Raw genomic sequence first — 25,243 nt, 5'->3', positions numbered from 1 at the left:
GTCACGCTCATGCACATCCGTACGTCCTTCCCCTACGAGACGACTCACGAGGACCTCCGTATCCCGCTGCCCGACGGAACACGGTTGTACGCGCGCGCGTGGCGTCCCATCACCGACGAGCCCGTACCGGCGCTCCTGGAGTACCTCCCGTACCGCCTGACCGACTGGACCGCGCCCCGCGACCACCAGCGCCACCCCTGGTACGCCGGCCACGGCTACGCCTCCGTCCGCGTCGACGTGCGCGGGCACGGCAACAGCGAGGGCATGCCGACGGACGAGTACTCGGCGACGGAGCTGGCCGACGGGGTCGAAGTGGTGAACTGGCTGGCCGCGCAGCCCTGGTGCGACGGCAAGGTCGGTATGTTCGGCATCTCCTGGGGCGGCTTCAACTCCCTCCAGATCGCGGCCCTCGCGCCCGAGCCGCTCAAGGCGATCGTCACGGTCTGCTCCACGGACGATCGCTACGACAACGACGTGCACTACATGGGAGGTTCCGTCCTCGCCGTAGACATGCACGCGTGGGCGGCGACCATGCTGGCGTGGTCCTGCCGCCCGCCCGATCCGCGGTATGTCGGCGACGCCTGGCGGGACATGTGGCTGCGGCGCCTCGACGAGGTCGAACCCTTTCTGCACACCTGGCTCGACCACCAGAAACGCGACGACTACTGGCGGCACGGCAGCGTCTGCGAGGACTACGGCGCGATCCGGGCGGCCGTCCTCGCGGTGGGCGGCTGGCACGACCCGTACCGCGACACGGTGCTCCGCCTGGTCGAACACCTCCCGCCCGACCGCGTCCGCGGCCTGATCGGCCCCTGGTGCCACCAGTACCCCGACCGCGGCCTGCCGCCCGGCCCGGCGATCGGCTTCCTCCAGGAGACCCTGCGCTGGTGGGACCACTGGCTCAAGGGCAAGGACACCGGGGCGATGTCCGAACCGCTCCTGCGTTCGTACGTCATGGACGCGCATCCCCCGGCGACCGTGTACGACACGCTGCCCGGCCGCTGGGTCGGTGAGCCCGCATGGCCCTCGCCCAACGTGACGACGGTCACGTACGCCCTCCAGGGCGAGCCCGTCCTCGTACGGTCCCCCCAGCACACCGGGGTTGACGCGGGGCGCTTCTTCCCGTTCGGCAACGAGGCCGACCTGCCGCCGGACCAGCGGGAGGAGGACGCGCGCGGGGCGTGCTTCGAGTTCGCCGTGCCGGAGGAGACGTGGGTGCTGGGGCGGCCGCGGGTGCGGCTGCGGCTGACGTCACAGGTGCCGCGCGGGCAGGTCATCGCGCGGGTGTGCGATGTTGCGCCGGACGGATCCTCGACCCTGGTGACGCGGGGTGTGATGAACCTCTCCGCGCGCGAGGGGCGCGACCGGGTGGTGCCGTGGGTCCCGGGGGCCACCGAGGACGTCACCTTTGAGCTCATCGGCATCGGGTACGCCTTCCCGCCCGGCCACCGCATCCGCCTCGCCGTCTCCTCCGCCTACTGGCCCTGGATCTGGCCCCAGCCGGACGCGGCGGCCGGCTTCACCCTGGACCCGTCCGGCAGCGAGCTCGAACTGCCGGTACGCGCGCGTGCGGTGGTCTCGCCCCTCGCCTTCGAGGAACCGGAGCAGTCCGAGCCGCTCGGCGTCGCCTATCCGGCCACCCTCGACGAACCGCGCCCCGAGCGGCTGCTCGTGCGGGACGTGGCCAAGGGCGAGTGGCGGCTGGAGGTCGACCCGCGGTACGGCGGCACGCGCATGTATCCCGACGGGCTGGAGTTCACCGAGGACGCGCTGGAGACGTACACCATCCGCGAGGACGATCCGCTGTCCGCCCGCACCCGCTCGGACTGGTCGATCCGACTGCACCGCCCGGAGCCGGCCTGGGACACGACGATCCGGACGAGGTCCGAGATCGCATGCACCGCAGAGGACTTTTTGTCCGCAAATGAGGTAATTTGCACCGCCGGTGACGAGGTGATCTTCCACCGGACCTGGGAGCGGCGCATCCCACGGGCCGCCGGTTGAGAGGGACTTGGGCGCATTGCCCGATTTGCCATTCTTCTACCGGCGCGTGAGTTGGCTCACGTGCACGCCTTCACAGCTCCCTCACAGAGATCCTGCGATCCGCCTTTGCGTGCCACCGAGTTGACCCTTGCCGACCGCAAAGGATCAAGCACAGCAAACGCGCAGTTCGAAGATCAAATCGCGCAATAAGTGAATCCGCCACTTGTTTCGGACATGTGCTCTCGCATACGTTCCCGGCCAGTCGGGCGGAACGCCGAATCCTGCCGCCGCCCGCGCCACCCATGACTCACTCACTCACCGCACGGCAGGAGCGGGGGACCCAGGTAAGTTGCCGAGCCGGACGTCGTACGCCACGACACACCGGAACGGCTTGGGGTGAAGTCGCACTCGCAAGGGCGCGGCCGGGCACCTCCCCGCCCGAACCCGACAGCTCACCTCGTAGGCGTCGGAGAGGACATCCCCCATGACTGCAAACGGTCAGTACCGCCGCTCCCGCTCTGCCCGCATCGCCCGCAAGCTCGCCGTCGCCGGTACCGGCGTGGCCGTGCTCGCCCTCCCGCTGATCGGGGCCACCAGCGCCTCCGCCGCCACGCCCGCGGCCGCCACCACGGCCACGACGTACACGAACAACCTTGACGGCTGGATCCGCCAGTCGCTCGACATCATGGCGCAGCACGGGATTCCGGGCTCGTACAACGGCATCTACCGCAACATCATGCGTGAGTCGTCCGGCAACCCGTACGCCATCAACAACTGGGACTCCAACGCCGCCAAGGGCACCCCGTCGAAGGGCCTGCTCCAGGTCATCGACCCGACCTTCGCCGCCTACCACGTGCCCGGCACGGCCTTCGACCCGTACGACCCGGTCGCCAACATCACCGCCGCCTGCAACTACGCGGCCGCCCGCTACGGCTCCATCGACAACGTCTTCGGCGCTTACTGAGCCCCGGCGAGGAGCCGTTCGAGGACGACGGCGATGCCGTCGTCCTCGTTCGACAGGGTGATCTCGTCGGCCACCGCCTTGAGTTCGGGGTGGGCGTTGGCCATGGCGACGCCGTAGGCCGCCCAGTCGAACATGGGAATGTCGTTGGGCATGTCCCCGAAGGCGATGGTCTGCTGCGGACTCAGGCCCAGATAGCGGGCCGCCAGCGCCAACCCCGTCGCCTTGGTGATGCCGCACGGCTGGAGCTCGACCGTCCCCGGCCCCGACATGGTGACGGTCGCCAGCGAGCCGACCACCGTGCGGGCCACCGCCGCCAACTCGTCGTCGGACAGGGTCGGATGGCGCAACAGCACCTTGCTGATCGGCGCGCACCACAGGTCGTCGCGACGGTCGACCCGCACCGCGGGCAGCGTGGGGTGCGGCATCAGATAGCCGGGCTCGATGAGCGTGAGCCCGTCCACGCCGTCCTGGTCGACGGCCGCGTACACCTGGCCGACCTCGGCCTCGATCTTGCCGAGGGCGGTCTCGGCGAGTTCCTGGTCCAACGTGACGGACCACAGCAGACGGTCCGCGCCGGCGTCGTACAACTGCGCGCCCTGCCCGCACACCGCGAGCCCCCCGCCGCCCAGGAACTCCAGCAGCGGTCGCACCCTCGGCGCCGGCCGTCCGGTCACCACCAGATGCCGGGCACCGGCCGCCGAGACCCGCGCGAGCGCGGCGAGCGAACGGTCGGAGACCGTGTCGTCGCCGCGCAGCAGCGTTCCGTCCAGGTCAGTGGCAATGAGGGCGTAGTCGGTACGCGCGGACTCGGTGCGCGCGGCATATGCGGTGGGTGCGGCCATGATCAGAGAATACGGACACCGCACCCACACTGTTCATCCCCAACTACTGTCTGCCTGTCTGCTTTTCACCCCCACGTGGTGCCGGCAGGCTCCCTGGTCGTGGTGTTGATGCGGTTGAACAGGTTCGTCAGCGAGACGGTCAGGATCAGCGCCGACAGTTGCTTCTCGTCGAAGTGGTCGGCGACCTCGTCCCACAACGCGTCCGGAACCGGCTCCTCGGACAGGTCGGCGAGCCGCGTCATCTTCTCCGCGAGCGTCAGCGCGGCGCGCTCGGCGTCGCTGTAGTAGGGCGCGTGCCGCCAGGCGACGACCGACGTGATGCGCTCCTCGCTCACGCCCGCCTTGCGCAGATTGTGCACGTGCCCGTACACGCACGCGCCGCATCCGTTGATCTGGCTGACCCGCAGCGCCACGAGCTCCGCGAACTCCTGGGACAGCCCGCCCTCCCCGATGGCCTGGGTGAGAGCGCCGATGCCCTTCATCGCGTTCGGGAGGACGTACGCCGGGTTCGTCATCCGTGCCTGCATGGTGCTGCCTCCTGTTGTCAGTGGCCGGTGCGATGCTTGCTTTCACTGCACTGACGGATCGGGGGCGGTCGTTGTGACGGATCGGCGGGACAAAATTCAGCACATCAAGATCCATTTGCGCGCGCTGCAGACACTGCCAAGACGGAGCCCACAGCCGTAACGTGATCCGCGACCGCATGGACCGCGTACGAAAGTGAGGCAGCACCCCATGCCCCCCTTCGATGTCCCCGAGGGCGACCCCTTCGGCCCGCACAACCTTCCGTACGGCGTGTTCTCGCCCGCCGGCTCTGCCGACCGGACGGTGGGAGTCCGCCTCGGCGACCACGTCCTCGACGCCGGCGCGGCCGCCCTGGCGCTCGGCTCCCCTTACGCCGAACTGCTGGCCCGCCCGACCCTGAACCCGCTGCTCGCCGCGGGCCGCACCGCCTGGTCGGACGTCCGGCGCGCACTGACCGCCTGGGTCACGGTGCCCTCCCACCGCGAGACCCTCGCGTCCCTGATGCACCCCCTCTCCTCGGTGACCCTGCACCTGCCCTTCGAGGTCGCGGACTACGTCGACTTCTACGCGTCCGAGAACCACGCCCGGAACGTCGGCCGGATCTTCCGCCCCGACGCCGCCGACTCCCTCACCCCCAACTGGAAGCATCTGCCGATCGGTTACCACGGCCGCTCGGGCACGGTCGTCGTCTCCGGCACGGACGTCGTCCGCCCCTGCGGCCAGCGCAAGGCCCCGGCCGACGCCGCGCCGGTCTTCGGCCCGTCCGTCCGCCTGGATATCGAGGCCGAGGTCGGCTTCGTGGTCGGCGTCCCGTCGGCGATGGGCATGCCCGTACCGCTGTCCGGCTTCCGCGACCACGTCTTCGGCCTGTGCCTCCTCAACGACTGGTCCGCCCGCGACATCCAGGCCTGGGAGTACGTCCCTCTCGGCCCGTTCCTCGGCAAGTCCTTCGCCACCTCGGTCTCGGCGTGGATCACCCCGCTGGACGCGCTGGACGAGGCACGGGTGGCCCCGCCGGAGCGGACGCACCCCTTGCTGCCGTACCTGGACGACACCGACGAGGAACCCGGCGGCTACGACCTCCGGATCTCCGTCGCCCTCAACGGCCACGTCATCTCGGAGCCGCCCTTCTCCACCATGTACTGGACGGCCGCCCAGCAACTCGCCCACATGACCGTCAACGGCGCCTCCCTGCGCACCGGCGACCTGTACGGCTCGGGCACGGTCAGCGGCCCCGGCGAGCGCGAACGCGGCTCTCTCCTGGAGCTGACCTGGAACGGCCGCGACGTCCTCGAACTCCCCGACGGCAAGCGGACGTTCCTTGAGGACGGCGACGTGGTGACGATGACGGCCTGGGCTCCGGGGGCGGGCGGGGCCCGGGTCGGGCTGGGGGAGGTGAGTGGGCGGGTCGTCGCGGGGTGAGGTTTCCGCGACAGCGACGGTCCGGGCACTGACTCCGGGCGCCCATCACCGTCATACTGGCGGCGGCGGTGTGCGCCATGCGTGACGCGGGACGTGTGACGCGTACGGCGCGCGACCGCCGCCCGCACCGCACCGCACCAACCCGAAGCCGCCCACTCCCGATCAGGATCCGGAGCCCGTGGCATGACCGTCTGCCTGCTCCTGCTCAGCGCCGTCGCCCTGACGGCCGCCGTACCGATGCCTCGCGCGCTGGTCCGGGCGGCGTGGCCCGAACGGGAGCCCGTGGTCGGCCTGTGGGTGTGGCAGTGCCTGGTCGCCACCGTCCTGCTGTGCTGTCTGACCGCGCTCACCCTCGGCGCGGCGGCCGTCTTCCAGACCGTGCGTGACCAGGTCTTCGCCCCCGCACCGCCCCACGTCACCGCCGCGTACAACCTGTCCGCCGCGCCGCCGTGGGCCGTGGCGCTCACCCTGCTGCTGGCCTGCGGCGCCGCCTGGACCACCGCGATGCTCGCCCGCGAGCTGTTCGAGGCCCGCCGCCGCCGTGGCCAGGCCCGCGCCCACCTGCGCGAACGCGCCCCCGACCTGCCCGCAGGCCTGGGCGCGGCGCGCGGCCCGCTGCTCGTCCTGGAGGACGAGTACCCCGACGCCTGGTGGATGCCGGGCAGCCCGCCCCAGCTGATCGTCACCACCGGCGCGCTGCACCGCCTCACCGACCATCAGCTCGACGCCGTCCTCACCCACGAGCGCGGCCACGCCCGCGCCCGGCACGACTGGCTGCTGCACCTGTCCACCGCGCTGGCCACCGGCTTCCCGCGCGTTCCCCTCTTCACCCACTTCTGCGACCAGACCCACCGCCTGGTCGAACTCGCCGCCGACGACACGGCCTCCCGGCGCTGCGGCCACCTGACCACGGCGCTGGCCCTGATCGAGCTCAACCAGCACCGTGGCGTCCTGTCCTGCGCCTCCAGTCACCGCCTCCTGGGCGAACGCGTGGACCGGCTTTTGGAGCCCCCCGCTCGACTGGACCGCAGACACCGGGCCTTGACGACGACGGCGGCGGCTCTGGTGCCGTTGCTCCCCCTGCTGATCACCTTCGCGCCGGGGCTGACAGCCCTCGGGTGAGTGTGTGGGGCTGGCTGTCCCTGTGCCGAGGCCGGTCGGCTCCCTACATCCAGTCGTCCGGCTCCGGCTCGCCCTCCATCTCGGGCCAGCCGTCGTCTGATCCGGCCGCCTCCGTGCGCGCTTCCGCGCCTGTCGGGGCGTCGAGGGACGTGAGGACAGCCAGCACCCCCTCCCCATACGTCGCCAGCTTCTTCTCCCCCACCCCGCTGATGCCGCCCAGCTCCCGCACCGACGTGGGCCACACCGTGGCGATCTCCCGCAGCGTGGCGTCGTGGAAGATGACGTAGGCCGGGACGCCCTGCTCGCGGGCCTGCTCGGCGCGCCACGCGCGCAACGCCTCGAAGGCGGGCAGCAGTTCCTCGGACAGCTCGGCGGCGGCAGCCTTCGGCTTGCGCTCACCTCGGCCGGAGGAGGACGAGCCCGACCGCGAGCCCACCGGCTTCTTCGGCTCCTTGCGCAGCGGCACCTCCCGGTCCCGCCGCAGCACCGCACCGCTGGCCTCGGTCAGCACCAGCGTCCCGTACTCCCCCTCGACTGCGAGCAGCCCCTGCGCCAGCAACTGCCGGACCACGCCCCGCCATTCGCCCTCGGCGAGTTCCTGACCGATGCCGAACACGGACAGCTGGTCGTGATCGAACTGGATCACCTTGCCGGTGCGCTTGCCCAGCAGAATGTCGACGATCTGCACCGCACCGAACTTCTGTCCCCGCTCCCGCTGCAACCGCACCACCGTCGACAGCACCTTCTGCGCCGCGATCGTGCCGTCCCAGGTCTCGGGCGGCGTGAGACAGGTGTCGCAGTTGCCGCAGCCGGCCGGATCCGGGTCCTGGCCGAAGTAGGCGAGGAGCTGACCCCGGCGGCACTGGGCCGTCTCACACAGCGCCAGCATCGCGTCCAGGTGCGCCTGCGCCCGCCGCCGGAACGCCTCGTCGCCCTCGCCGGACTGGATCAGCTTGCGCTGCTGTATGACGTCGTTGAGGCCGTATGCCATCCAGGCCGTGGACGGCAGCCCGTCCCGCCCGGCGCGCCCGGTCTCCTGGTAGTACCCCTCCACCGACTTCGGCAGATCCAGGTGGGCCACGAACCGCACGTCCGGCTTGTCGATGCCCATCCCGAAGGCGATGGTCGCCACGACGACCAGCCCGTCCTCCCGCAGGAACCGGGACTGATGCGCCGCGCGCGTGCCCGCGTCCAGGCCCGCGTGGTACGGCACCGCCTCGATCCCGTTCCGGGTCAGGAACTCGGCCGTCGACTCCACCGACTTGCGCGACAGGCAGTACACGATCCCCGCGTCACCCGCGTGCTCCTCGCGCAGGAAGCTCAGCAGCTGCTTCTTGGGGTCCGCCTTCGGCACGATCCGGTACTGGATGTTGGGCCGGTCGAAGCTCGCCACGAAGTGCCGGGCCGTCGGCATGTTCAGCCGCTGGGTGATCTCCTGGTGCGTGGCCCGCGTGGCCGTCGCCGTGAGCGCGATCCGCGGCACGTCGGGCCAGCGCTCGCCGAGCAGCGACAGCGTCAGATAGTCGGGGCGGAAGTCGTGCCCCCACTGGGACACACAGTGCGCCTCGTCGATCGCGAAGACGGAGATCTTCCCGCGCGACAGCAGATCCAGCGTGGCGTCGAGCCGCAGCCGCTCCGGCGCCAGATACAGCAGATCCAGCTCACCGGCGAGGAACTCGGCCTCCACCATCCGCCGCTCGTCGAAGTCCTGCGTGGAGTTCATGAACCCGGCCCGCACACCCAGCGCCCGCAGCGCGTCCACCTGGTCCTGCATCAGCGCGATGAGCGGCGAGACGACGATGCCCGTACCGGGTCTGACCAGGGCCGGAATCTGATAGCAGAGCGACTTGCCGCCACCGGTCGGCATGAGGACGACGGCGTCTCCACCGGCCACCACATGCTCGATGACCGCTTCCTGCTCCCCACGGAAGGCCTCGTACCCGAACACCTTGTGGAGCGCTGCCAACGCCTCACTCTCGGCCACCGCCGTCATGGCACCTACCCCGCCTGTCCCACCCATCGCCGTGCCCCCGTACGTCGTATCTCGACCACTGCGTCCACGATAGGCGCCCACACTGACAGCCACGGAGTTATCCACAGGCCGCTCATCGCAACCGATCAGCCCGAGCCGAAACCAGCCCCTCCGTTCGAGCGAGCGTGCGAAACTGCGGAGCGCCATGGCTCTGCGGAGCACCATGGCTCTGGGGAGGAGAAAGAGTTCGGGCGACAACAAGTGCCGTCGTGGCAGCGGTAGGGGCAGCCGCGCTGCTGGTGGGGTGCGGCGGCGAGAGCGAGGGCGCCAAGGCGCGGCCCACCACGACCACAACGCCCAGCGCTACGACAACCGCAGCCGGGAGCCATCCGAGCGCCGACGGGACGGCGACGAGCCGCATGGCGACGCGGGAAGACCTCACGGCCGGAGCCAAAGCTGGAGGATTCGGTCGGCCACGCTTCTCTGAGCTGGGCGAAGATCCCTTCAGTGCCTGCGGCATGCACGCCCTGCTGCCCACCCCGACGGCACCGGACTGTACGGCCTGCAGTCTCTCAGCCTGAGGAAAGCCAGGTGGACGCTGGACGTCATTGGCGGCTCCCTGCCCAAGGAGGCGCTGATCCAGCACTTGCCCCACGAGAGCAGCTCACCCTGAGTACCGCCACGGCCCGGCCCCCGTCGTGCAGGGTGCCGGGCCGTAGTCGAAAGAGCGCTGTGTCAGCGCACGAACACCCCCGCGCTCCCAGCCAGATCCAGGAAGTACTGCGGCGCCACACCCAACACCAGCGTGACCGCCACGCCCACCCCGATCGCCGTCACCGTCAGTGGTGACGGCACCGCCACCGTCGGCCCCTCCGGCTTCGGCTCGCTGAAGAACATCAGCACGATCACCCGGATGTAGAAGAACGCGGCGATCGCCGACGAGATCACGCCGATCACCACCAGCGGCACCGCCCCGCCCTCCGCCGCCGCCTTGAACACGGCGAACTTCCCGGCGAACCCGGAGGTCAGCGGAATGCCGGCGAAGGCGAGGAGGAAGACCGCGAACACTGCCGCCACCAGCGGCGACCTACGACCCAGCCCGGCCCACTTGGACAGGTGCGTCGCCTCGCCGCCCGCGTCCCGCACCAGCGTCACCACCGCGAACGCCCCGATCGTCACGAACGAGTACGCCAGCAGGTAGAAGAGCACCGAGGACACACCGTCCGGCGTCGTCGCGATGACACCCGCGAGGATGAATCCCGCGTGCGCGATCGACGAGTACGCCAGCAGCCGCTTGATGTCGGTCTGCGTGATCGCGACGATCGCGCCGCCCAGCATGGTGACGATCGCGACACCCCACATCACCGGCCGCCAGTCCCAGCGCAGGCCGGGCAGCACGACGTACAGAATGCGCAGCAGCGCGCCGAACGCCGCCACCTTCGTCGCCGCCGCCATGAAGCCGGTCACCGGCGTCGGCGCGCCCTGGTACACATCCGGCGTCCACATGTGGAACGGGACAGCGCCCACCTTGAACAGCAGCCCCATCACGATCAGCGCCGTGCCGAGCAGGAGCAGCACGTCGTTGCCCATGGTGTTCGCCAGGGCCGGGGTGATGTCGGTGATGGTGCCGTCGACGACCTGCGCGATCGTGCCGTACGCCATCGAGCCGGAGTAGCCGTACAGCATCGCGATCCCGAACAGCGTGAACGCCGAGGCGAACGCGCCGAGCAGGAAGTACTTCACCGCGGCCTCCTGCGACATCAGTCGCTTGCGGCGGGCCAGCGCGCACATCAGGTACAGCGGCAGCGAGAAGACCTCCAGGGCCACGAACAGCGTCAGCAGATCGTTGGCCGCGGGGAAGAGCAGCATGCCGGAGACCGCGAAGAGCAGCAGCGGGAAGACCTCGGTGGTGGTGAAACCGGCCTTGACCGCGGCCTTCTCGCTGTCGCTGCCGGGCACCGACGCCGCCTGCGCGGCGAAGGAGTCCACCCGGTTGCCGTGCGCGGCCGGATCGAGCCGCCGCTCGGCGAAGGTGAACAGGGCGACAAGCCCGGACAGCAGGATCGTGCCCTGCAGGAACAGGGCCGGTCCGTCGACCGCGATCGCGCCCATCGCCGCGATCTGCGCCTTCGTGGTGCCGTATCCGTCCGCCGCGAGGGCGACGACCGCGGCGAAACCGGCGGTCAGCCCCACCGCGGACACGAACATCTGCGCGTAGTAACGCGACTTGCGCGGTACGAACGCCTCGACCAGCACCCCGAGGATCGCCGCGCCGAGCACGATCAGCATGGGCGACAGCTGGGCGTACTCGATCTTCGGCGCGTCGATCTTGCCGATGGGCTCGGCCGCTGTTGTCCACAGGCTGTGGACGGCTGTTGCGCTCACTTGGCCGCCTCCACCTCGGGCCGGGGATCCTGCTTCTGTACGTCGGACATGGTCTGCTTCACCGCCGGGTTGACGATGTCCGTGACGGGCTTCGGGTAGACGCCCAGGAAGATCAGCAACGCGACCAGCGGGGCGACGACCACCAGTTCACGCACTCTGAGGTCGGGCATCGCGGAAATCTCCGGCTTCACCGGGCCCGTCATCGTCCGCTGGTAGAGGACGAGGGTGTAGAGCGCGGCGAGCACGATGCCGAACGTGGCGATGATGCCGATCACCGGATAGCGCGCGAACGTGCCGACCAGGACCAGGAATTCACTGACGAAGGGCGCGAGCCCGGGCAGCGACAGGGTGGCCAGGCCGCCGACCAGGAAGGTGCCGGCGAGCACCGGGGCGACCTTCTGGACACCGCCGTAGTCCGCGATGAGCCGCGAGCCGCGCCGCGAGATCAGGAAGCCGGCCACCAGCATCAGCGCGGCCGTCGAGATCCCGTGGTTGACCATGTACAGCGTCGCGCCGGACTGGCCCTGGCTGGTCATCGCGAAGATGCCCATGATGATGAAGCCGAAGTGCGAGATCGACGCGTAGGCGATCAGGCGCTTCATGTCGCGCTGGCCGACGGCGAGCAGGGCGCCGTACACGATGCTGATCAGGGCGAGTACGAGGATGGCGGGCGTCGCCCACTTGCTCGCCTCCGGGAACAGCTGGAGGCAGAAGCGGAGCATCGCGAAGGTGCCCACCTTGTCCACGACCGCCGTGATGAGCACGGCGACCGGGGCGGTGGACTCCTGCATGGCGTTGGGCAGCCAGGTGTGCAGCGGCCACAGTGGCGCCTTCACCGCGAAGGCGAAGAAGAAGCCGAGGAACAGCCAGCGTTCGGTGCTGGTCGCCATCTCCAGCGAACCGTTGGCCCGGGCCTCGGCGATCTCGGTGAGGGAGAAGTTCCCGGCGACCACATAGAGGCCGATCACCGCGGCCAGCATGATCAGACCGCCGACCAGGTTGTAGAGCAGGAACTTCACGGCCGCGTACGACCGTTGAGTCGACGCCACCTGCTCGCCGTGCTCGTGGGCACGGTCCCCGAAGCCTCCGATGAGGAAGTACATCGGGATGAGCATGGCCTCGAAGAAGATGTAGAAGAGGAAGACGTCGGTGGCCTCGAAGGAGAGGATCACCATCGCCTCGACGGCCAGGATCAGGGCGAAGAAGCCCTGCGTGGGGCGCCACCGCTTGCTGCCCGTCTCCAGCGGGTCGGCGTCGTGCCAGCCCGCGAGGATGATGAACGGGATCAGCAGGGCGGTGAGTGCGATGAGTGCCACCGCGATGCCGTCCACGCCCAGCTCGTAGCGGACGCCGAAGTCGGCGATCCAGGCGTGCGATTCGGTGAGCTGGTAGCGGGCGCCGGCCGGATCGAAGCGGATCAGCACCGTGATGGCGAGGGCGAGCGTGGCGAGCGACACGAGCAGCGCCAGCCACTTGGCGGCGGTGCGCTGCGCGGCCGGGACGGCGGCCGTGGCGATCGCCCCGAGCGCCGGGAGCGCCGCCGTCGCTGTCAGCAGAGGAAAGGACATCGGTATCAGACCGCCCTCATCAGCAGGGTCGCGGCGACGAGGATCGCCGCGCCGCCGAACATCGAGACCGCGTACGACCGCGCGAAGCCGCTCTGCAGCCTGCGCATCCGTCCGGACAGGCCGCCGACCGAAGCCGCCGTGCCGTTGACGACTCCGTCGACCAGGGTGTGGTCGACGTACACCAGGGACCGTGTGAGGTGCTCGCCGCCGCGGACCAGGACGACGTGGTTGAAGTCGTCCTGGAGGAGGTCGCGGCGGGCGGCCCGGGTGAGCAGCGACCCGCGTGGGGCGACGACCGGGACCGGGCGGCGGCCGTACTGCGCGTAGGCGACCGCGACGCCGATCACCATCACGGCCACCGTGGACAGCGTGACCGTCAGCGCGCTGACCGGCGGGTTCCCGTGGTCATGGCCGGTGACCGGCTCCAGCCAGTGCACGAACCGGTCGCCGATGCTGAAGAACGCGCCGCCGAAGACCGATCCGACGGCCAGCAGGATCATCGGGATCGTCATGACCTTGGGCGACTCGTGCGGGTGTGGCTCAGCGTGCTCGCCACGCGTCTCGGCGGCGGGCTCCACGCTCGGCTCGGCCGGGGACGGGGTCGGGGCGTGCCGCCAGCGTTCTTCTCCGAAGAACGTCAGAAGCATCACGCGCGTCATGTAGTACGCCGTGATGGCCGCGCCCAGCAGGGCCGCGCCGCCGAGGATCCAGCCCTCGGTGCCGCCCTTGGCGAACGCCGCCTCGATGATCTTGTCCTTGGAGAAGAAGCCGGACAGGCCCGGGAAGCCGATGATCGCGAGATAGCCGAGGCCGAAGGTGACGAAGGTGATCGGCATGTACTTGCGCAGGCCGCCGTACCGGCGCATGTCGACCTCGTCGTTCATGCCGTGCATCACCGAACCGGCGCCGAGGAACAGCCCGGCCTTGAAGAAGCCGTGCGTCACCAGGTGCATGATCGCGAAGACGTAGCCGATGGGGCCGAGGCCGGCGGCGAGGGTCATATAGCCGATCTGCGACATGGTCGAGCCGGCCAGCGCCTTCTTGATGTCGTCCTTGGCGCAACCGACGATCGCACCGAACAGGAGCGTGACCGCTCCGACGATGGTGACGACCAGTTGTGCGTCGGGCGCGGCGTTGAAGACGGCGCCGGAGCGGACGATCAGGTACACGCCCGCCGTCACCATCGTCGCGGCGTGGATCAGGGCCGAGACCGGGGTCGGGCCCTCCATCGCGTCCCCGAGCCAGGACTGCAGCGGCACCTGGGCGGACTTGCCGCAGGCGGCGAGCAGCAGCATCAGGCCGATCGCGGTGAGCATGCCCTCGGAGGTGTCGCCCACGAGGCCCGGCTCTTCGTGGCTGCCGAGCACCGGCCCGAAGGCGAACGTGCCGAACGTCGTGAACATCAGCATGATCGCGATCGACAGGCCCATGTCGCCGACGCGGTTGACCAGGAAGGCCTTCTTCGCGGCGGTGGCGGCGCTGGGCTTGTGCTGCCAGAAGCCGATCAGCAGGTAGGAGGCGAGACCGACGCCCTCCCAGCCGACGTACAGCAGCAGGTAGTTGTCGGCGAGGACGAGCAGCAGCATCGCCGCGAGGAACAGGTTCAGGTAGCCGAAGAAGCGGCGGCGCCGCTCGTCGTGCTCCATGTACCCGACCGAGTACAGGTGGATCAGCGAGCCGACGCCGGTGATCAGCAGCACGAACGTCATCGACAGCTGGTCGAGCTGGAAGGCGACGTCGGCCTGGAAGCCCTCGACGGGGATCCAGCTGAACAGGTGCTGCGTCAGCGTCCGGTGCTCCGCGTCCTTGCCCAGCAGGTCGGTGAAGAGGACCGCGCCGAGGGCGAAGGAGACGAACGCGAGGACCGTGCCGACCCAGTGGCCGACGGCGTCTAGCCGTCGGCCGCCGCACAGCAGGACGGCCGCTCCGAGCAGGGGCGCCGCGATCAGCAGCGCAATCAGGTTCTCCACTTCAGCGACCCCTTAGAGCTTCATCAGGCTGGCGTCGTCGACCGAGGCCGAGTGGCGGGAACGGAACAGCGACACGATGATCGCGAGGCCGACCACGACCTCCGCCGCGGCGACGACCATCGTGAAGAACGCGATGATCTGGCCGTCGAGATTGCCGTGCATCCGGGAGAAGGCGACGAACGCGAGGTTGCAGGCGTTGAGCATCAGCTCGATGCACATGAACAGCACGATCGCGTTCCGCCGGATCAGCACGCCGGTCGCGCCGATCGTGAACAACAGGGCGGCGAGATAGAGGTAGTAGACCGGGTTCACTTCGACGCCTCCTCGGCCCGCTTGAACGTCGGCGGCTCGATCGCGTTCCGCTCCAGCCGCTCCTCCGCGCGCTGTTCGAGGGCCCGCAGATCGTTGAGCGCCTCGGTGGACACGTCCCGGATCTGGCCGCGCTCGCGCAGCGTCTTGCTGACCGTCAGGTCGGACGAGGTGCCGTCGGGCAGCAGGCCCGCGATGTCCACGGCGTTGTGCCGCGCGTACACGCCGGGCGCCGGCAGCGGCGGTACGTGCTTGCCCTGGCGTACGCGCTGCTCGGACAGCTCGCGTTGGGTCTTGGCGCGCTCGGTGCGCTCGCGGTGGGTGAGCACCATGGCGCCGACGGCGGCCGTGATCAGCAGGGCGCCGGTGAGTTCGAACGCGAAGACGTACTTGGTGAAGATGAGGGCCGCGAGACCCTCCACGTTGCCGCTCGCGTTGGCCTGGCCGATGCCGTTGAACTCCGTCAGGGACGCGTTGCCGATGCCCCCGACGAGCAGGATGCCGAAGCCGAGGCCACAGAGCAGGGCCAGCCAGCGCTGGCCCTTGATGGTCTCTTTCAGGGAGTCCGCCGCGGTGACACCGACCAGCATCACCACGAACAGGAACAGCATCATGATCGCGCCGGTGTAGACGATGATCTGCACGACGCCCAGGAAGTAGGCGCCGTTGGCGAGGTAGAACACCGCCAGGACGATCATGGTGCCGGCCAGGCAGAGCGCGCTGTGCACGGCCTTCTTCATGAAGACGGTGCACAGGGCGCCGATCACCGCGACCGTGCCGAGGATCCAGAACTGGACGGCCTCTCCGGTGGAGGTGGTGTAGGCGGCGAGTTCCGTGGTCATCGGCCGATCACCTTCTCCGAGGCGGGCTCGCCCTCACCGAAGGTCGAGGCCGCCTCCTGGGGCGTCTCCCCCTTGGAGACGGCGACCTGACGCACCGTGCCGGGCGCGGCCTCCGTCACCAGGCCCCGGTAGTAGTCCTGCTCGTCCATCCCCGGGTAGATGGCGTGCGGCGAGTCGACCATCCCCTCTTCGAGGCCGGCCAGCAGCTGCTCCTTGGTGTAGATGAGGTTGGCGCGGCTGGAGTCGGCGAGCTCGAAGTCGTTCGTCATGGTCAACGCGCGCGTGGGGCACGCTTCGATGCACAGGCCGCACAGGATGCAGCGGGCGTAGTTGATCTGGTACACGCGCCCGTACCGCTCGCCCGGCGAGTAGCGCTCCTCGTCGGTGTTGTCCGCGCCCTCCACGTAGATGGCGTCGGCGGGGCAGGCCCAGGCGCACAGCTCGCAGCCGACGCACTTCTCCAGGCCGTCCGGATGGCGGTTGAGCTGGTGCCGTCCGTGGAACCGGGGGGCTGTGGTCTTCTGCTGCTCCGGGTACTGCTCGGTCAGCCGCTTCTTGAACATGGCCTTGAAGGTCACGCCGAAGCCGGCCACGGGGTTCTGGAAACCGGGCTTGGTCTCCTTGGGCTCCTCAGCCATCGGACGCCTCCTTTCCATCCGTAGATCCACCCAGAGATCCATCACTCTGAGTATCGGGCCCACCACTGACAATCAGCTCCCGCTCCCGGCGCGAGCGGCGCCGCGGCACCGGTGGCAGCTCCTGCCCTGGCAGCGGCGGCACGGGGAACCCACCGGCCATCGGGTCGAAGGCGGGCTGCTGGGCGGGCGGTTCGGGCGCGGGCTTGGCGCGGTCGCGGAAGAAGTCCACGACGAACGAGAGCAGCAGCAAGGCGAGGACACCGCCGCCGACGTAGAGGGCGATGTCGGCGAAGGCGTAGTTCTCGTTCCGCAAGACCCGCACGGTCGCGACGAGCATCAGCCAGACCACGGCGACCGGGATGAGGATCTTCCAGCCGAGCTTCATCAGCTGGTCGTAGCGGACCCGCGGGAGCGTGCCGCGCAGCCAGATGAAGAAGAACAGCAGCAGCTGCACCTTGACGACGAACCAGAGCATCGGCCACCAGCCGTGGTTCGCGCCCTCCCAGAAGGTGCTGACCGGCCAGGGCGCCCGCCAGCCGCCCAGGAAGAGCGTCACGGACACGGCCGAGACGGTCACCATGTTGATGTACTCGGCGAGCATGAACATCGCGAACTTGATCGACGAGTACTCGGTGTTGAACCCACCGACCAGGTCGCCCTCGGACTCCGGCATGTCCAACGGGGCACGGTTGACCTCGCCGACCATCGTCACGATGTAGACCAGGAACGAGACCGGCAGCAGGATCACGAACCAGCGGTCCGCCTGCGCATCCACGATCGCCGACGTCGACATCGAGCCCGAGTAGAGGAACACCGAGGCGAACGCGGCGCCCATGGCGATCTCGTACGAGATCATCTGCGCGCAGGCGCGCAGACCGCCCAGCAGCGGATAGGTGGATCCAGAGCTCCAACCCGCCAGCACGATGCCGTAGATGCCGACCGAGGCGACCGCGAGGATGTACAGCATCGCGATCGGCAGGTCGGTGAGCTGCATCGTGGTGCGCTGGCCGAAGATCGAGATCTCGTTGCCGGCCGGTCCGAAGGGGATCACGGCGATCGCCATGAAGGCCGGGATGGCCGCGACGATCGGCGCGAGGACGTAGACCACCTTGTCCGCGCGCTTGACGACGAGGTCTTCCTTGAGCATCAGCTTGATGCCGTCGGCGAGCGACTGGAGCATGCCCCACGGGCCGTGCCGGTTGGGGCCGATGCGCAGCTGCATCCAGGCGACGACCTTGCGCTCCCAGACGATGGAGAACAGCACGGTCACCATCAGGAAGGCGAAGCAGAAGACCGCCTTGATGGCGATCAGCCACCACGGGTCGCGGCCGAACATGGAGAGGTCTTCAGCGGCGAGGTACGGGCTCATGCCTCCACCTCCTTGGGGGCCTCACCGGCGAGCGTCGCCGGGCCGATGCGGACGAGGGAGCCGGGTAGCGCCCCGGTGTCGGAGGCGACGCCCCCGCCGACGGAGTTCAGCGGCAGCCAGACCACACGGTCGGGCATCTCGGTGATCCGAAGCGGCAGTTGGACGCTTCCGGCGGGTCCGGTCACGGCGAGCACATCGCCCTCCTTGACCCCCGCCTCGGCGGCCGTGGCGGGCGACACACGCGCGCGTGCGGCGTGCCGTGTCCCGGCGAGCGCCTCGTCGCCCTCCTGGAGCAGGCCCTGGTCGAGCAGCAGCCGGTGCCCGGCGAGTACGGCCTCCCCGGCGGCCGGCCGCGGCAGCGCGGCCGCGCTCTCCAGCGGCTCGGTGGCCCGCGGCCCGTCCCAGGCGCCGAGCCGGTCCAGCTCCGCGCGCGTGGTCCGCAGATCCGGCAGGCCCAGGTGTACGTCCATGGCGTCGGCCAGCATCTGCAGTACGCGCGCGTCGGTGGGCGCCAGTGTGCGGGTGATCTGGTCGGGCTTGAGCGCGGCCTCGAAGAAGCGGACCCGGCCCTCCCAGTTGAGGAAGGCGCCCGCCTTCTCGGCGACCGCGGCGACCGGCAGGACCACGTCCGCGAGTTCCGTGACCTCGCTGGGCCGCTGTTCGAGCGACACCAGGAAACCCACCTCGCCGAGCGCCTCACGCGCGCGTGCCGGGTCGGGCAGGTCGGCGACCTCCACACCGGCCACCAGCAGCGCCTGCAGCTCACCGGTCGCGGCGGCCTCGACGATCTGGCCGGTGTCACGGCCGTAGCGGAGCGGGAGTTCGGCGACGCCCCAGGCAGCCGCGACCTCGTCCCGCGCGCGCGGGTCGGTCGCCGGACGCCCGCCCGGCAGCAGCGACGGCAGCGCGCCCGCCTCGATCGCGCCGCGCTCCCCGGCCCGCCGCGGGATCCACACCAGCCGCGCGCCGGTCGCGGACGCGGCCCGTACGGCGGCGGTGAGGCCACCGGACACCGCGGCCAGCCGCTCGCCCACGACGATCACCGCGCCCTCGCGGCGCAGCGCCTCGGCGGCCAGCGCACCGTCGTCCTCCAGGCCGACGCCGCTCGCGAGCGCGTCCAGCCATTCGGTCTCGGTGCCGGGAGCGGCGGGCAGCAGCGTGCCGCCGGCCTTCTCCAGGCCGCGCGTGCTGTGCGTGGCCAGCGCGAACACCCGCTGCCCATGCCTGCGCCAGGCCTTGCGCAGCCGCAGGAAGACGCCGGGAGCCTCCTCCTCCGACTCGAACCCGACCAGCAGGACGGCGGGCGCCTTCTCCAGGGACGTGTACGTGACACCCGTACCGTCGAGGTCACGGCCGCGGCCGGCGACCCGCGCGGCGAGGAAGTCGGCCTCCTCGCCGCTGTGCACGCGCGCGCGGAAGTCGATGTCGTTGGTGTCGAGCGCCACGCGCGCGAACTTGCTGTACGCGTAGGCGTCCTCGATGGTGAGCCGGCCGCCGGTCAGAACGCCGGTGCGGCCGCGCGAGGCGAGCAGCCCCTGGGCGGCGATCTGCAACGCCTCGGGCCAGGAGGCGGGCTCCAGCTCTCCCTCGGCGTTCCGCAGCAGCGGTGTCTGAAGGCGGTCCTTCAGCTGCGCGTACCGGAACGCGAAGCGCCCCTTGTCGCAGATCCACTCCTCGTTGACCTCGGGGTCGTTCGCCGCGAGCCGCCGCATGACCTTGCCGCGCCGGTGGTCGGTGCGCGTGGCGCAGCCGCCGGAGCAGTGCTCGCACACGCTCGGCGAGGAGACCAGGTCGAACGGGCGGGAGCGGAAGCGGTACGCCGCCGAGGTGAGCGCGCCGACCGGGCAGATCTGAATCGTGTTCCCGGAGAAGTACGACTCGAAGGGGTCGCCCTCACCGGTGCCCACCTGCTGGAGCGCGCCCCGCTCCAGCAGCTCGATCATCGGGTCGCCCGCGATCTGGTTGGAGAACCGGGTGCAGCGCGCGCACAGCACGCACCGCTCACGGTCCAGCAGCACCTGCGTGGAGATCGGGACCGGCTTCTCGAAGGTCCGCTTCCTGCCCTCGAACCGGGAGTCGGCGTTGCCGTGGGACATCGCCTGGTTCTGCAGCGGGCACTCGCCGCCCTTGTCGCAGACCGGGCAGTCCAGCGGGTGGTTGATGAGCAGCAGCTCCATCACACCGTGCTGCGCCTTCTCGGCGACCGGCGAGGTCAGCTGGGTCTTCACCACCATCCCGTCGGTGCAGGTGATGGTGCAGGACGCCATCGGCTTGCGCTGGCCCTCGACCTCGACGATGCACTGGCGGCAGGCACCGGCCGGTTCGAGGAGGGGATGGTCGCAGAACCGCGGGATCTCGATGCCGAGTTGCTCGGCGGCCCGGATGACCAGGGTGCCCTTGGGCACGCTGATCTCGACGCCGTCGATCGTCAGCGTGACGAGGTCTTCCGGCGGAACTGCCGCCTCTCCCCCACCGGAGGGAGCGCTCGTGGTCACCGTCATGCGTTCACCTCCGTACGGTCGGCCCAGGCCGTCGACTTGGCCGGGTCGAAGGGGCAGCCACGGCCCGTGATGTGCTCCTCGTACTCCTCGCGGAAGTACTTCAGCGAGGAGAAGATCGGCGAGGCGGCACCGTCGCCGAGGGCGCAGAAGGACTTGCCGTTGATGTTGTCGGCGATGTCGTTCAGCTTGTCGAGGTCGGACATGACGCCCTTGCCGGCCTCGATGTCCCGCAGCAACTGCACCAGCCAGTAAGTCCCTTCACGGCAGGGCGTGCACTTGCCGCAGGACTCGTGGGCGTAGAACTCGGTCCAGCGGGTGACGGCGCGGACGACGCAGGTCGTCTCGTCGAAGCACTGCAGGGCTTTTGTGCCGAGCATGGAACCCGCGGCGCCCACTCCTTCGTAATCAAGAGGGACGTCGAGGTGCTCGTCGGTGAGCAACGGCGTCGAGGAGCCGCCCGGCGTCCAGAACTTCAGCCGGTGGCCGGGCCGCATCCCGCCGCTCATGTCGAGGAGCTGGCGCAGGGTGATGCCGAGCGGCGCCTCGTACTGGCCGGGGCTCGCGACGTGACCGCTGAGCGAGTAGAGCGTGAAGCCGGGCGACTTCTCGCTGCCCATCGACCTGAACCATTCCTTGCCGTTTTTCAGAATGGCGGGAACCGAGGCGATCGACTCGACGTTGTTCACAACAGTCGGGCACGCGTAGAGGCCCGCGACAGCAGGGAAGGGGGGACGGAGCCGCGGTTGACCCCGGCGGCCTTCGAGCGAGTCGAGCAGTGCAGTTTCCTCACCGCAGATGTACGCGCCCGCGCCGGCGTGCACCGTAATGTCGAGGTCGAGCTCACTGCCCAGGATGTTCTTGCCGAGGTAGCCCGCCGCGTAGGCCTCAGCGACGGCTGAGTGCAACCGCCGCAGTACGGGGACGACTTCACCACGCAGATAGATGAAGGCATGCGACGACCTGATGGCGTAACACGCGATGATCATGCCCTCGATGAGGCTATGCGGGTTCGCGAAGAGGAGCGGGATGTCCTTGCAGGTTCCGGGCTCCGATTCGTCGGCGTTGACAACTAGATAGTGCGGTTTTCCATCACCCTGGGGAATGAACTGCCATTTCATTCCCGTCGGGAAGCCGGCACCGCCCCGGCCGCGCAGCCCGGAGTCCTTGACGTACGCGATCACGTCGTCGGGCGACATGGCGAGCGCCTTGCGCAGGCCCTCGTATCCCTCGTGCCTTCGGTAGACGTCCAGCGTCCAGGACCCGTCCTCGTCCCAGAAGGCCGACAGCACCGGTGCGAGCAGCTTCTCGGGGCTGGGGTCCTTCAGCTCGGGTGCCAACGTCATCACTCCCCCTCCTCGGCGGTAGGCCCTGCCGGGTGGGCGGGGTCGGATGCCGATGTTTTCTGCGGCGCGTCGTGCGAGCTGAGGTGCTCCGCCGGTGACGGCTCGTGGACGGCGGCGTCCTGCGGCTCGTCGTGCGGGCCGCCCTCCCGCGGGTGGACCACGCGCGCGGGTGCGGTCTCTCCCCTGGCCAGGCGGAGGCCCACCAGCGACGCCGGTCCCGCGCTGCCCGTGGCCTCGACGGCCCCGGCCCGCTCGTCGGGGAAGCCCGCCAGAATCCGGGCGGTCTCCTTGAACGTGCACAGCGGCGCCCCGCGGGTCGGCTCGACCCGTGCTCCCGCGCGCAGGTCGTCGACCAGGCGCGTGGCGGTCTGAACGGTCTGGTTGTCGAAGAACTCCCAGTTGACCATCACGACCGGTGCGAAGTCGCAGGCCGCGTTGCACTCGATGTGCTCCAGGGTGATCTTGCCGTCGTCGGTGGTCTCGCCGTTGCCGACGCCGAGGTGCTCCTGGAGCGCCTCGAAGATCGCGTCACCGCCCATCACCGCGCACAGGGTGTTGGTGCACACGCCCACCTGGTAGTCGCCGCTCGGCTTACGCCGGTACATGGTGTAGAAGGTGGCGACCGCGGTGACCTCGGCCGTGGTCAGGTCCAGCATGTCCGCGCAGAACCGCATCCCGGTGCGCGTGACATGGCCCTCCTCCGCCTGCACGAGATGCAGCAGCGGCAGCAGGGCGGACCGGGAGTCCGGGTAGCGGGCGATGATCTCGCGCGCGTCCCGCTCCAGCCGGGCTCGAACGTCGTCCGGGTAGTCGGGTGCGGGCAGCTCCGGCATGCCCAGGCTGACGCCCCGCTCCGAAGAAGAGGTGGTCACCGGTCGACGCCTCCCATCACGGGGTCGATGGACGCGACGGCGACGATGACGTCGGCGACCTGGCCGCCCTCGCACATCGCCGCCATGGCTTGCAGGTTGGTGAAGGACGGGTCGCGGAAGTGGACCCGGTAGGGGCGGGTGCCGCCGTCGGAGACGGCGTGCACTCCGAGTTCGCCCTTGGGTGACTCGACCGCCGCGTACGCCTGTCCCGGCGGGACGCGGAAGCCCTCGGTCACCAGCTTGAAGTGGTGGATCAGGGCCTCCATGGAGGTGCCCATGATCTTCTTGATGTGGTCCAGGGAGTTGCCCAGTCCGTCCGGTCCCAGGGCGAGCTGGGCGGGCCAGGCGATCTTCTTGTCGGCGACCATGACCGGCCCGGGCTGCAGCCGGTCCAGGCACTGCTCGACGATCCTGAGCGACTGGCGCATCTCCTCCAGGCGGATCAGGAAGCGGCCGTAGGCATCGCAGGTGTCGGCGGTCGGGATGTCGAAGTCGTAGGTCTCGTAGCCGCAGTACGGCTGGGTCTTGCGCAGGTCGTGCGGCAGCCCGGCGGCGCGCAGGATCGGGCCGGTGGCGCCGAGGGCCATGCAGCCGGCCAGGTCGAGATAGCCGATGTCCTGCATGCGGGCCTTGAAGATGGGGTTCCCGGTGGCGAGCTTGTCGTACTCGGGGAGGTTCTTCTTCATCTTCTTGACGAACTCGCGGATCTGGTCCACCGCGCCGGGTGGCAGGTCCTGGGCGAGTCCGCCGGGGCGGATGTACGCGTGGTTCATCCGCAGGCCCGTAATGAGCTCGTAGATGTCGAGAATCATTTCACGATCACGGAATCCGTAGATCATGATCGTGGTGGCGCCGAGTTCCATACCGCCGGTGGCGATGCACACCAGGTGCGAGGACAGCCGGTTCAGCTCCATCAGGAGCACCCGGATGATCGTGGCCCGGTCGGGGATCTCGTCCTCGATGCCGAGGAGCTTTTCGACGGCGAGGCAGTAGCCGGTCTCGTTGAAGAAGGACGTCAGGTAATCCATGCGTGTGACGAAGGTGGTGCCCTGCGTCCACGTGCGGAATTCCAGGTTCTTCTCGATGCCGGTGTGCAGATAGCCGATGCCGCACCGGGCCTCGGTGACCGTCTCGCCCTCGATCTCCAGGATCAGCCGGAGCACGCCGTGGGTGGAGGGGTGCTGGGGGCCCATGTTGACGACGATGCGCTCGTCGTCGGCGCGGGCCGCGGACTGGACGACCTCGTCCCAGTCGCCACCGGTGACCGTGTAGACGGTGCCCTCGGTGGTCTCGCGCGGAGTTGCGTGCTGCGTGCTCATGAGTACGACCTCCGCTGGTCCGGAGCCGGGATCTGGGCGCCCTTGTACTCGACGGGGATGCCGCCGAGGGGGTAGTCCTTGCGCTGCGGGTGGCCCTGCCAGTCGTCCGGCATCATGATCCGCGTCAGGGCCGGGTGACCGTCGAAGACGATGCCGAAGAAGTCGTAGGTCTCGCGCTCGTGCCAGTCGTTGGTCGGATAGACGGCGACCAGCGACGGGATGTGCGGATCGCTGTCCGGGGCGCTGACTTCGAGGCGGATCAGCCGGTTGTGGGTGATCGAGCGCAGGTGGTACACGGCGTGCAGCTCGCGGCCCTTGTCGTTCAGGTAGTGGACGCCGCTGACGCCGGTGCACAGCTCGAAGCGCAGGGCCGGGTCGTCGCGCAGGGTGCGGGCGACGCGGACCAGGTGCTCGCGCTCGATGTGGAAGGTGATCTCGCCGCGGTCGACGACCGTCTTCTCGATGGCGTTCTCGGGGAGCAGGCCCTGTTCCTCCAGGGCGCCCTCCAGCTCGTCGGCGACCTCGTCGAACCAGCCGCCGTAGGGGCGGGTGGCCGGTCCCGGGAGCCGGACGGAGCGGACCAGGCCGCCGTAGCCGGAGGTGTCGCCACCGTTGTTGGCGCCGAACATGCCGCGCTGGACGCGGATCTCCTCACCGCCCTCGCCGCGCTGCCCCGGGAGGTTCGAGGCGCTGAGGTCCTTTTCCGGGTTGACCCCGTTACCGCCTGCCTCACTCATCGCAGCAGCCCCTTCATCTCGATCGTCGGCAGGGCCTTGAGCGCCGCTTCCTCCGCCTCCCGGGCCGCCTCCTCGGCGTTCACGCCGAGCTTGGAGGTCTGGATCTTGTGGTGGAGCTTGAGGATGGCGTCCATCAGCATCTCCGGCCGGGGCGGACAGCCGGGGAGATAGATGTCGACCGGGACGACGTGGTCGACGCCCTGGACGATGGCGTAGTTGTTGAACATGCCGCCGGAGGACGCGCACACCCCCATGGAGATCACCCACTTGGGGTTCGGCATCTGGTCGTAGACCTGCCGCAGCACCGGCGCCATCTTCTGGCTGACCCGGCCGGCCACGATCATCAGGTCCGCCTGGCGGGGTGACCCGCGGAAGACCTCCATGCCGAACCGGGCCAGGTCGTAGCGGCCGGCGCCGGTGGTCATCATCTCGATGGCACAGCAGGCGAGGCCGAACGTGGCGGGGAAGACGGACGCCTTGCGCACCCAGCCCGCGGCCTGCTCGACGGTGGTCAGCAGGAATCCGCTCGGCAGCTTTTCTTCGAGTCCCATGACTAAAGG

20 protein-coding genes and 1 riboswitch are annotated in these 25,243 nt (G+C 69.6%); of the genes, 4 read left to right on the top strand and 16 right to left on the bottom strand.

Annotated features, from left to right (window positions below; all coding sequences use genetic code 11):
• The first annotated feature begins 9 nt into the window (after nucleotides 1-9).
• Both SSP24_RS12315 and SSP24_RS12310 read left to right on the top strand, forming a co-directional pair.
• Entirely contained in the window at nucleotides 10-2,004 is a 1,995-nt protein-coding gene (locus SSP24_RS12315; RefSeq protein WP_141309559.1) for a CocE/NonD family hydrolase, read from the top strand.
• 277 nt (nucleotides 2,005-2,281) lie between these two features.
• Nucleotides 2,282-2,462: riboswitch (cyclic di-AMP (ydaO/yuaA leader) on the top strand.
• A gap of 5 nt (nucleotides 2,463-2,467) precedes the next feature.
• A complete protein-coding gene (locus SSP24_RS12310) occupies nucleotides 2,468-2,947 on the top strand; it encodes a transglycosylase SLT domain-containing protein (protein WP_141309558.1) in 480 nt (159 codons plus the stop codon).
• Here the strand turns inward: SSP24_RS12310 and SSP24_RS12305 are convergent.
• Nucleotides 2,941-3,789, bottom strand: coding sequence for an HAD family hydrolase (locus SSP24_RS12305; RefSeq protein ID WP_141309557.1), 849 nt, complete (start codon nucleotides 3,787-3,789; stop codon nucleotides 2,941-2,943). The two genes, SSP24_RS12310 and SSP24_RS12305, sit on opposite strands and share 7 nt — an antisense overlap.
• Nucleotides 3,790-3,854: 65 nt before the next feature.
• Nucleotides 3,855-4,316: a carboxymuconolactone decarboxylase family protein gene (locus SSP24_RS12300; RefSeq protein WP_141309556.1), complete on the bottom strand. Its 462-nt coding sequence runs from the start codon at nucleotides 4,314-4,316 to the stop codon at nucleotides 3,855-3,857.
• Between the two features lie 208 nt (nucleotides 4,317-4,524).
• Between SSP24_RS12300 and fahA the strand changes: the two genes are divergently transcribed.
• On the top strand, nucleotides 4,525-5,736 hold the full coding sequence (gene fahA, locus SSP24_RS12295; RefSeq protein ID WP_141309555.1) for a fumarylacetoacetase: 1,212 nt from the start codon (nucleotides 4,525-4,527) through the stop codon (nucleotides 5,734-5,736).
• A 183-nt stretch (nucleotides 5,737-5,919) separates the two neighbouring features.
• Nucleotides 5,920-6,858, top strand: a complete 939-nt coding sequence (locus SSP24_RS12290; protein WP_141309554.1) for a M56 family metallopeptidase — start codon at nucleotides 5,920-5,922, stop codon at nucleotides 6,856-6,858.
• A 43-nt stretch (nucleotides 6,859-6,901) separates the two neighbouring features.
• Here SSP24_RS12290 and recQ read toward each other — a convergent pair whose 3' ends face one another.
• The 14 genes from recQ to SSP24_RS12220 form a co-directional block, all read right to left on the bottom strand.
• On the bottom strand, nucleotides 6,902-8,878 hold the full coding sequence (recQ, locus tag SSP24_RS12285) for a DNA helicase RecQ (protein ID WP_141309553.1): 1,977 nt from the start codon (nucleotides 8,876-8,878) through the stop codon (nucleotides 6,902-6,904).
• 687 nt (nucleotides 8,879-9,565) lie between these two features.
• Nucleotides 9,566-11,215, bottom strand: coding sequence for an NADH-quinone oxidoreductase subunit NuoN (nuoN, locus tag SSP24_RS12280; RefSeq protein ID WP_141309552.1), 1,650 nt, complete (start codon nucleotides 11,213-11,215; stop codon nucleotides 9,566-9,568).
• On the bottom strand, nucleotides 11,212-12,783 hold the full coding sequence (locus tag SSP24_RS12275) for an NADH-quinone oxidoreductase subunit M (protein ID WP_141309551.1): 1,572 nt from the start codon (nucleotides 12,781-12,783) through the stop codon (nucleotides 11,212-11,214). Before SSP24_RS12275 ends, nuoN begins: the two co-directional genes overlap by 4 nt.
• A gap of 5 nt (nucleotides 12,784-12,788) precedes the next feature.
• Nucleotides 12,789-14,753, bottom strand: a complete 1,965-nt coding sequence (gene nuoL / locus SSP24_RS12270; protein ID WP_141309550.1) for an NADH-quinone oxidoreductase subunit L — start codon at nucleotides 14,751-14,753, stop codon at nucleotides 12,789-12,791.
• A gap of 12 nt (nucleotides 14,754-14,765) precedes the next feature.
• On the bottom strand, nucleotides 14,766-15,065 hold the full coding sequence (gene nuoK, locus SSP24_RS12265) for an NADH-quinone oxidoreductase subunit NuoK (RefSeq protein ID WP_141309549.1): 300 nt from the start codon (nucleotides 15,063-15,065) through the stop codon (nucleotides 14,766-14,768).
• Nucleotides 15,062-15,904 (bottom strand): NADH-quinone oxidoreductase subunit J, encoded by an 843-nt coding sequence (locus SSP24_RS12260; RefSeq protein ID WP_141309548.1) that lies wholly within the window; start codon nucleotides 15,902-15,904, stop codon nucleotides 15,062-15,064. Before SSP24_RS12260 ends, nuoK begins: the two co-directional genes overlap by 4 nt.
• On the bottom strand, nucleotides 15,901-16,542 hold the full coding sequence (gene nuoI / locus SSP24_RS12255; RefSeq protein WP_141309547.1) for an NADH-quinone oxidoreductase subunit NuoI: 642 nt from the start codon (nucleotides 16,540-16,542) through the stop codon (nucleotides 15,901-15,903). The genes SSP24_RS12260 and nuoI overlap by 4 nt, the downstream gene beginning before the upstream one ends.
• Entirely contained in the window at nucleotides 16,535-17,911 is a 1,377-nt protein-coding gene (gene nuoH, locus SSP24_RS12250; RefSeq protein WP_141309546.1) for an NADH-quinone oxidoreductase subunit NuoH, read from the bottom strand. The genes nuoI and nuoH overlap by 8 nt, the downstream gene beginning before the upstream one ends.
• Complete coding sequence (locus SSP24_RS12245; RefSeq protein ID WP_141309545.1) at nucleotides 17,908-20,412, bottom strand: NADH-quinone oxidoreductase subunit G; 2,505 nt, start codon at nucleotides 20,410-20,412, stop codon at nucleotides 17,908-17,910. Before SSP24_RS12245 ends, nuoH begins: the two co-directional genes overlap by 4 nt.
• Nucleotides 20,409-21,755 (bottom strand): NADH-quinone oxidoreductase subunit NuoF, encoded by a 1,347-nt coding sequence (gene nuoF / locus SSP24_RS12240; RefSeq protein ID WP_141309544.1) that lies wholly within the window; start codon nucleotides 21,753-21,755, stop codon nucleotides 20,409-20,411. The genes SSP24_RS12245 and nuoF overlap by 4 nt, the downstream gene beginning before the upstream one ends.
• Nucleotides 21,755-22,627, bottom strand: coding sequence for an NADH-quinone oxidoreductase subunit NuoE (gene nuoE, locus SSP24_RS12235; RefSeq protein WP_141309543.1), 873 nt, complete (start codon nucleotides 22,625-22,627; stop codon nucleotides 21,755-21,757). Before nuoE ends, nuoF begins: the two co-directional genes overlap by 1 nt.
• Nucleotides 22,624-23,946 (bottom strand): NADH-quinone oxidoreductase subunit D, encoded by a 1,323-nt coding sequence (locus SSP24_RS12230; protein WP_141309542.1) that lies wholly within the window; start codon nucleotides 23,944-23,946, stop codon nucleotides 22,624-22,626. The genes nuoE and SSP24_RS12230 overlap by 4 nt, the downstream gene beginning before the upstream one ends.
• On the bottom strand, nucleotides 23,943-24,683 hold the full coding sequence (locus tag SSP24_RS12225) for an NADH-quinone oxidoreductase subunit C (RefSeq protein ID WP_141309541.1): 741 nt from the start codon (nucleotides 24,681-24,683) through the stop codon (nucleotides 23,943-23,945). Before SSP24_RS12225 ends, SSP24_RS12230 begins: the two co-directional genes overlap by 4 nt.
• Nucleotides 24,680-25,234: a NuoB/complex I 20 kDa subunit family protein gene (locus SSP24_RS12220; protein ID WP_141309540.1), complete on the bottom strand. Its 555-nt coding sequence runs from the start codon at nucleotides 25,232-25,234 to the stop codon at nucleotides 24,680-24,682. The genes SSP24_RS12225 and SSP24_RS12220 overlap by 4 nt, the downstream gene beginning before the upstream one ends.
• Nucleotides 25,235-25,243 lie beyond the last annotated feature (9 nt).

This window comes from Streptomyces spinoverrucosus (assembly GCF_006539505.1).
Lineage (GTDB): Bacteria > Actinomycetota > Actinomycetes > Streptomycetales > Streptomycetaceae > Streptomyces > Streptomyces spinoverrucosus.
This window is presented reverse-complemented; position numbering and strand designations above follow the sequence as displayed.

Bases quoted from the DNA above. Each gene is read 5' to 3' on its own strand.
- SSP24_RS12315 (WP_141309559.1), top strand. From the start codon at position 10: ATGCACATCCGTACGTCCTTCCCCTACGAGACGACTCACGAGGACCTC.
- SSP24_RS12310 (WP_141309558.1), top strand. From the start codon at position 2,468: ATGACTGCAAACGGTCAGTACCGCCGCTCCCGCTCTGCCCGCATCGCC.
- SSP24_RS12305 (WP_141309557.1), bottom strand. From the start codon at position 3,789: ATGGCCGCACCCACCGCATATGCCGCGCGCACCGAGTCCGCGCGTACC.
- SSP24_RS12300 (WP_141309556.1), bottom strand. From the start codon at position 4,316: ATGCAGGCACGGATGACGAACCCGGCGTACGTCCTCCCGAACGCGATG.
- fahA (WP_141309555.1), top strand. From the start codon at position 4,525: ATGCCCCCCTTCGATGTCCCCGAGGGCGACCCCTTCGGCCCGCACAAC.
- SSP24_RS12290 (WP_141309554.1), top strand. From the start codon at position 5,920: ATGACCGTCTGCCTGCTCCTGCTCAGCGCCGTCGCCCTGACGGCCGCC.
- recQ (WP_141309553.1), bottom strand. From the start codon at position 8,878: ATGGGTGGGACAGGCGGGGTAGGTGCCATGACGGCGGTGGCCGAGAGT.
- SSP24_RS12275 (WP_141309551.1), bottom strand. From the start codon at position 12,783: ATGTCCTTTCCTCTGCTGACAGCGACGGCGGCGCTCCCGGCGCTCGGG.
- SSP24_RS12260 (WP_141309548.1), bottom strand. From the start codon at position 15,904: ATGACCACGGAACTCGCCGCCTACACCACCTCCACCGGAGAGGCCGTC.
- nuoI (WP_141309547.1), bottom strand. From the start codon at position 16,542: ATGGCTGAGGAGCCCAAGGAGACCAAGCCCGGTTTCCAGAACCCCGTG.
- nuoH (WP_141309546.1), bottom strand. From the start codon at position 17,911: ATGAGCCCGTACCTCGCCGCTGAAGACCTCTCCATGTTCGGCCGCGAC.
- SSP24_RS12245 (WP_141309545.1), bottom strand. From the start codon at position 20,412: ATGACGGTGACCACGAGCGCTCCCTCCGGTGGGGGAGAGGCGGCAGTT.
- nuoF (WP_141309544.1), bottom strand. From the start codon at position 21,755: ATGACGTTGGCACCCGAGCTGAAGGACCCCAGCCCCGAGAAGCTGCTC.
- SSP24_RS12230 (WP_141309542.1), bottom strand. From the start codon at position 23,946: ATGAGCACGCAGCACGCAACTCCGCGCGAGACCACCGAGGGCACCGTC.
- SSP24_RS12225 (WP_141309541.1), bottom strand. From the start codon at position 24,683: ATGAGTGAGGCAGGCGGTAACGGGGTCAACCCGGAAAAGGACCTCAGC.
- SSP24_RS12220 (WP_141309540.1), bottom strand. From the start codon at position 25,234: ATGGGACTCGAAGAAAAGCTGCCGAGCGGATTCCTGCTGACCACCGTC.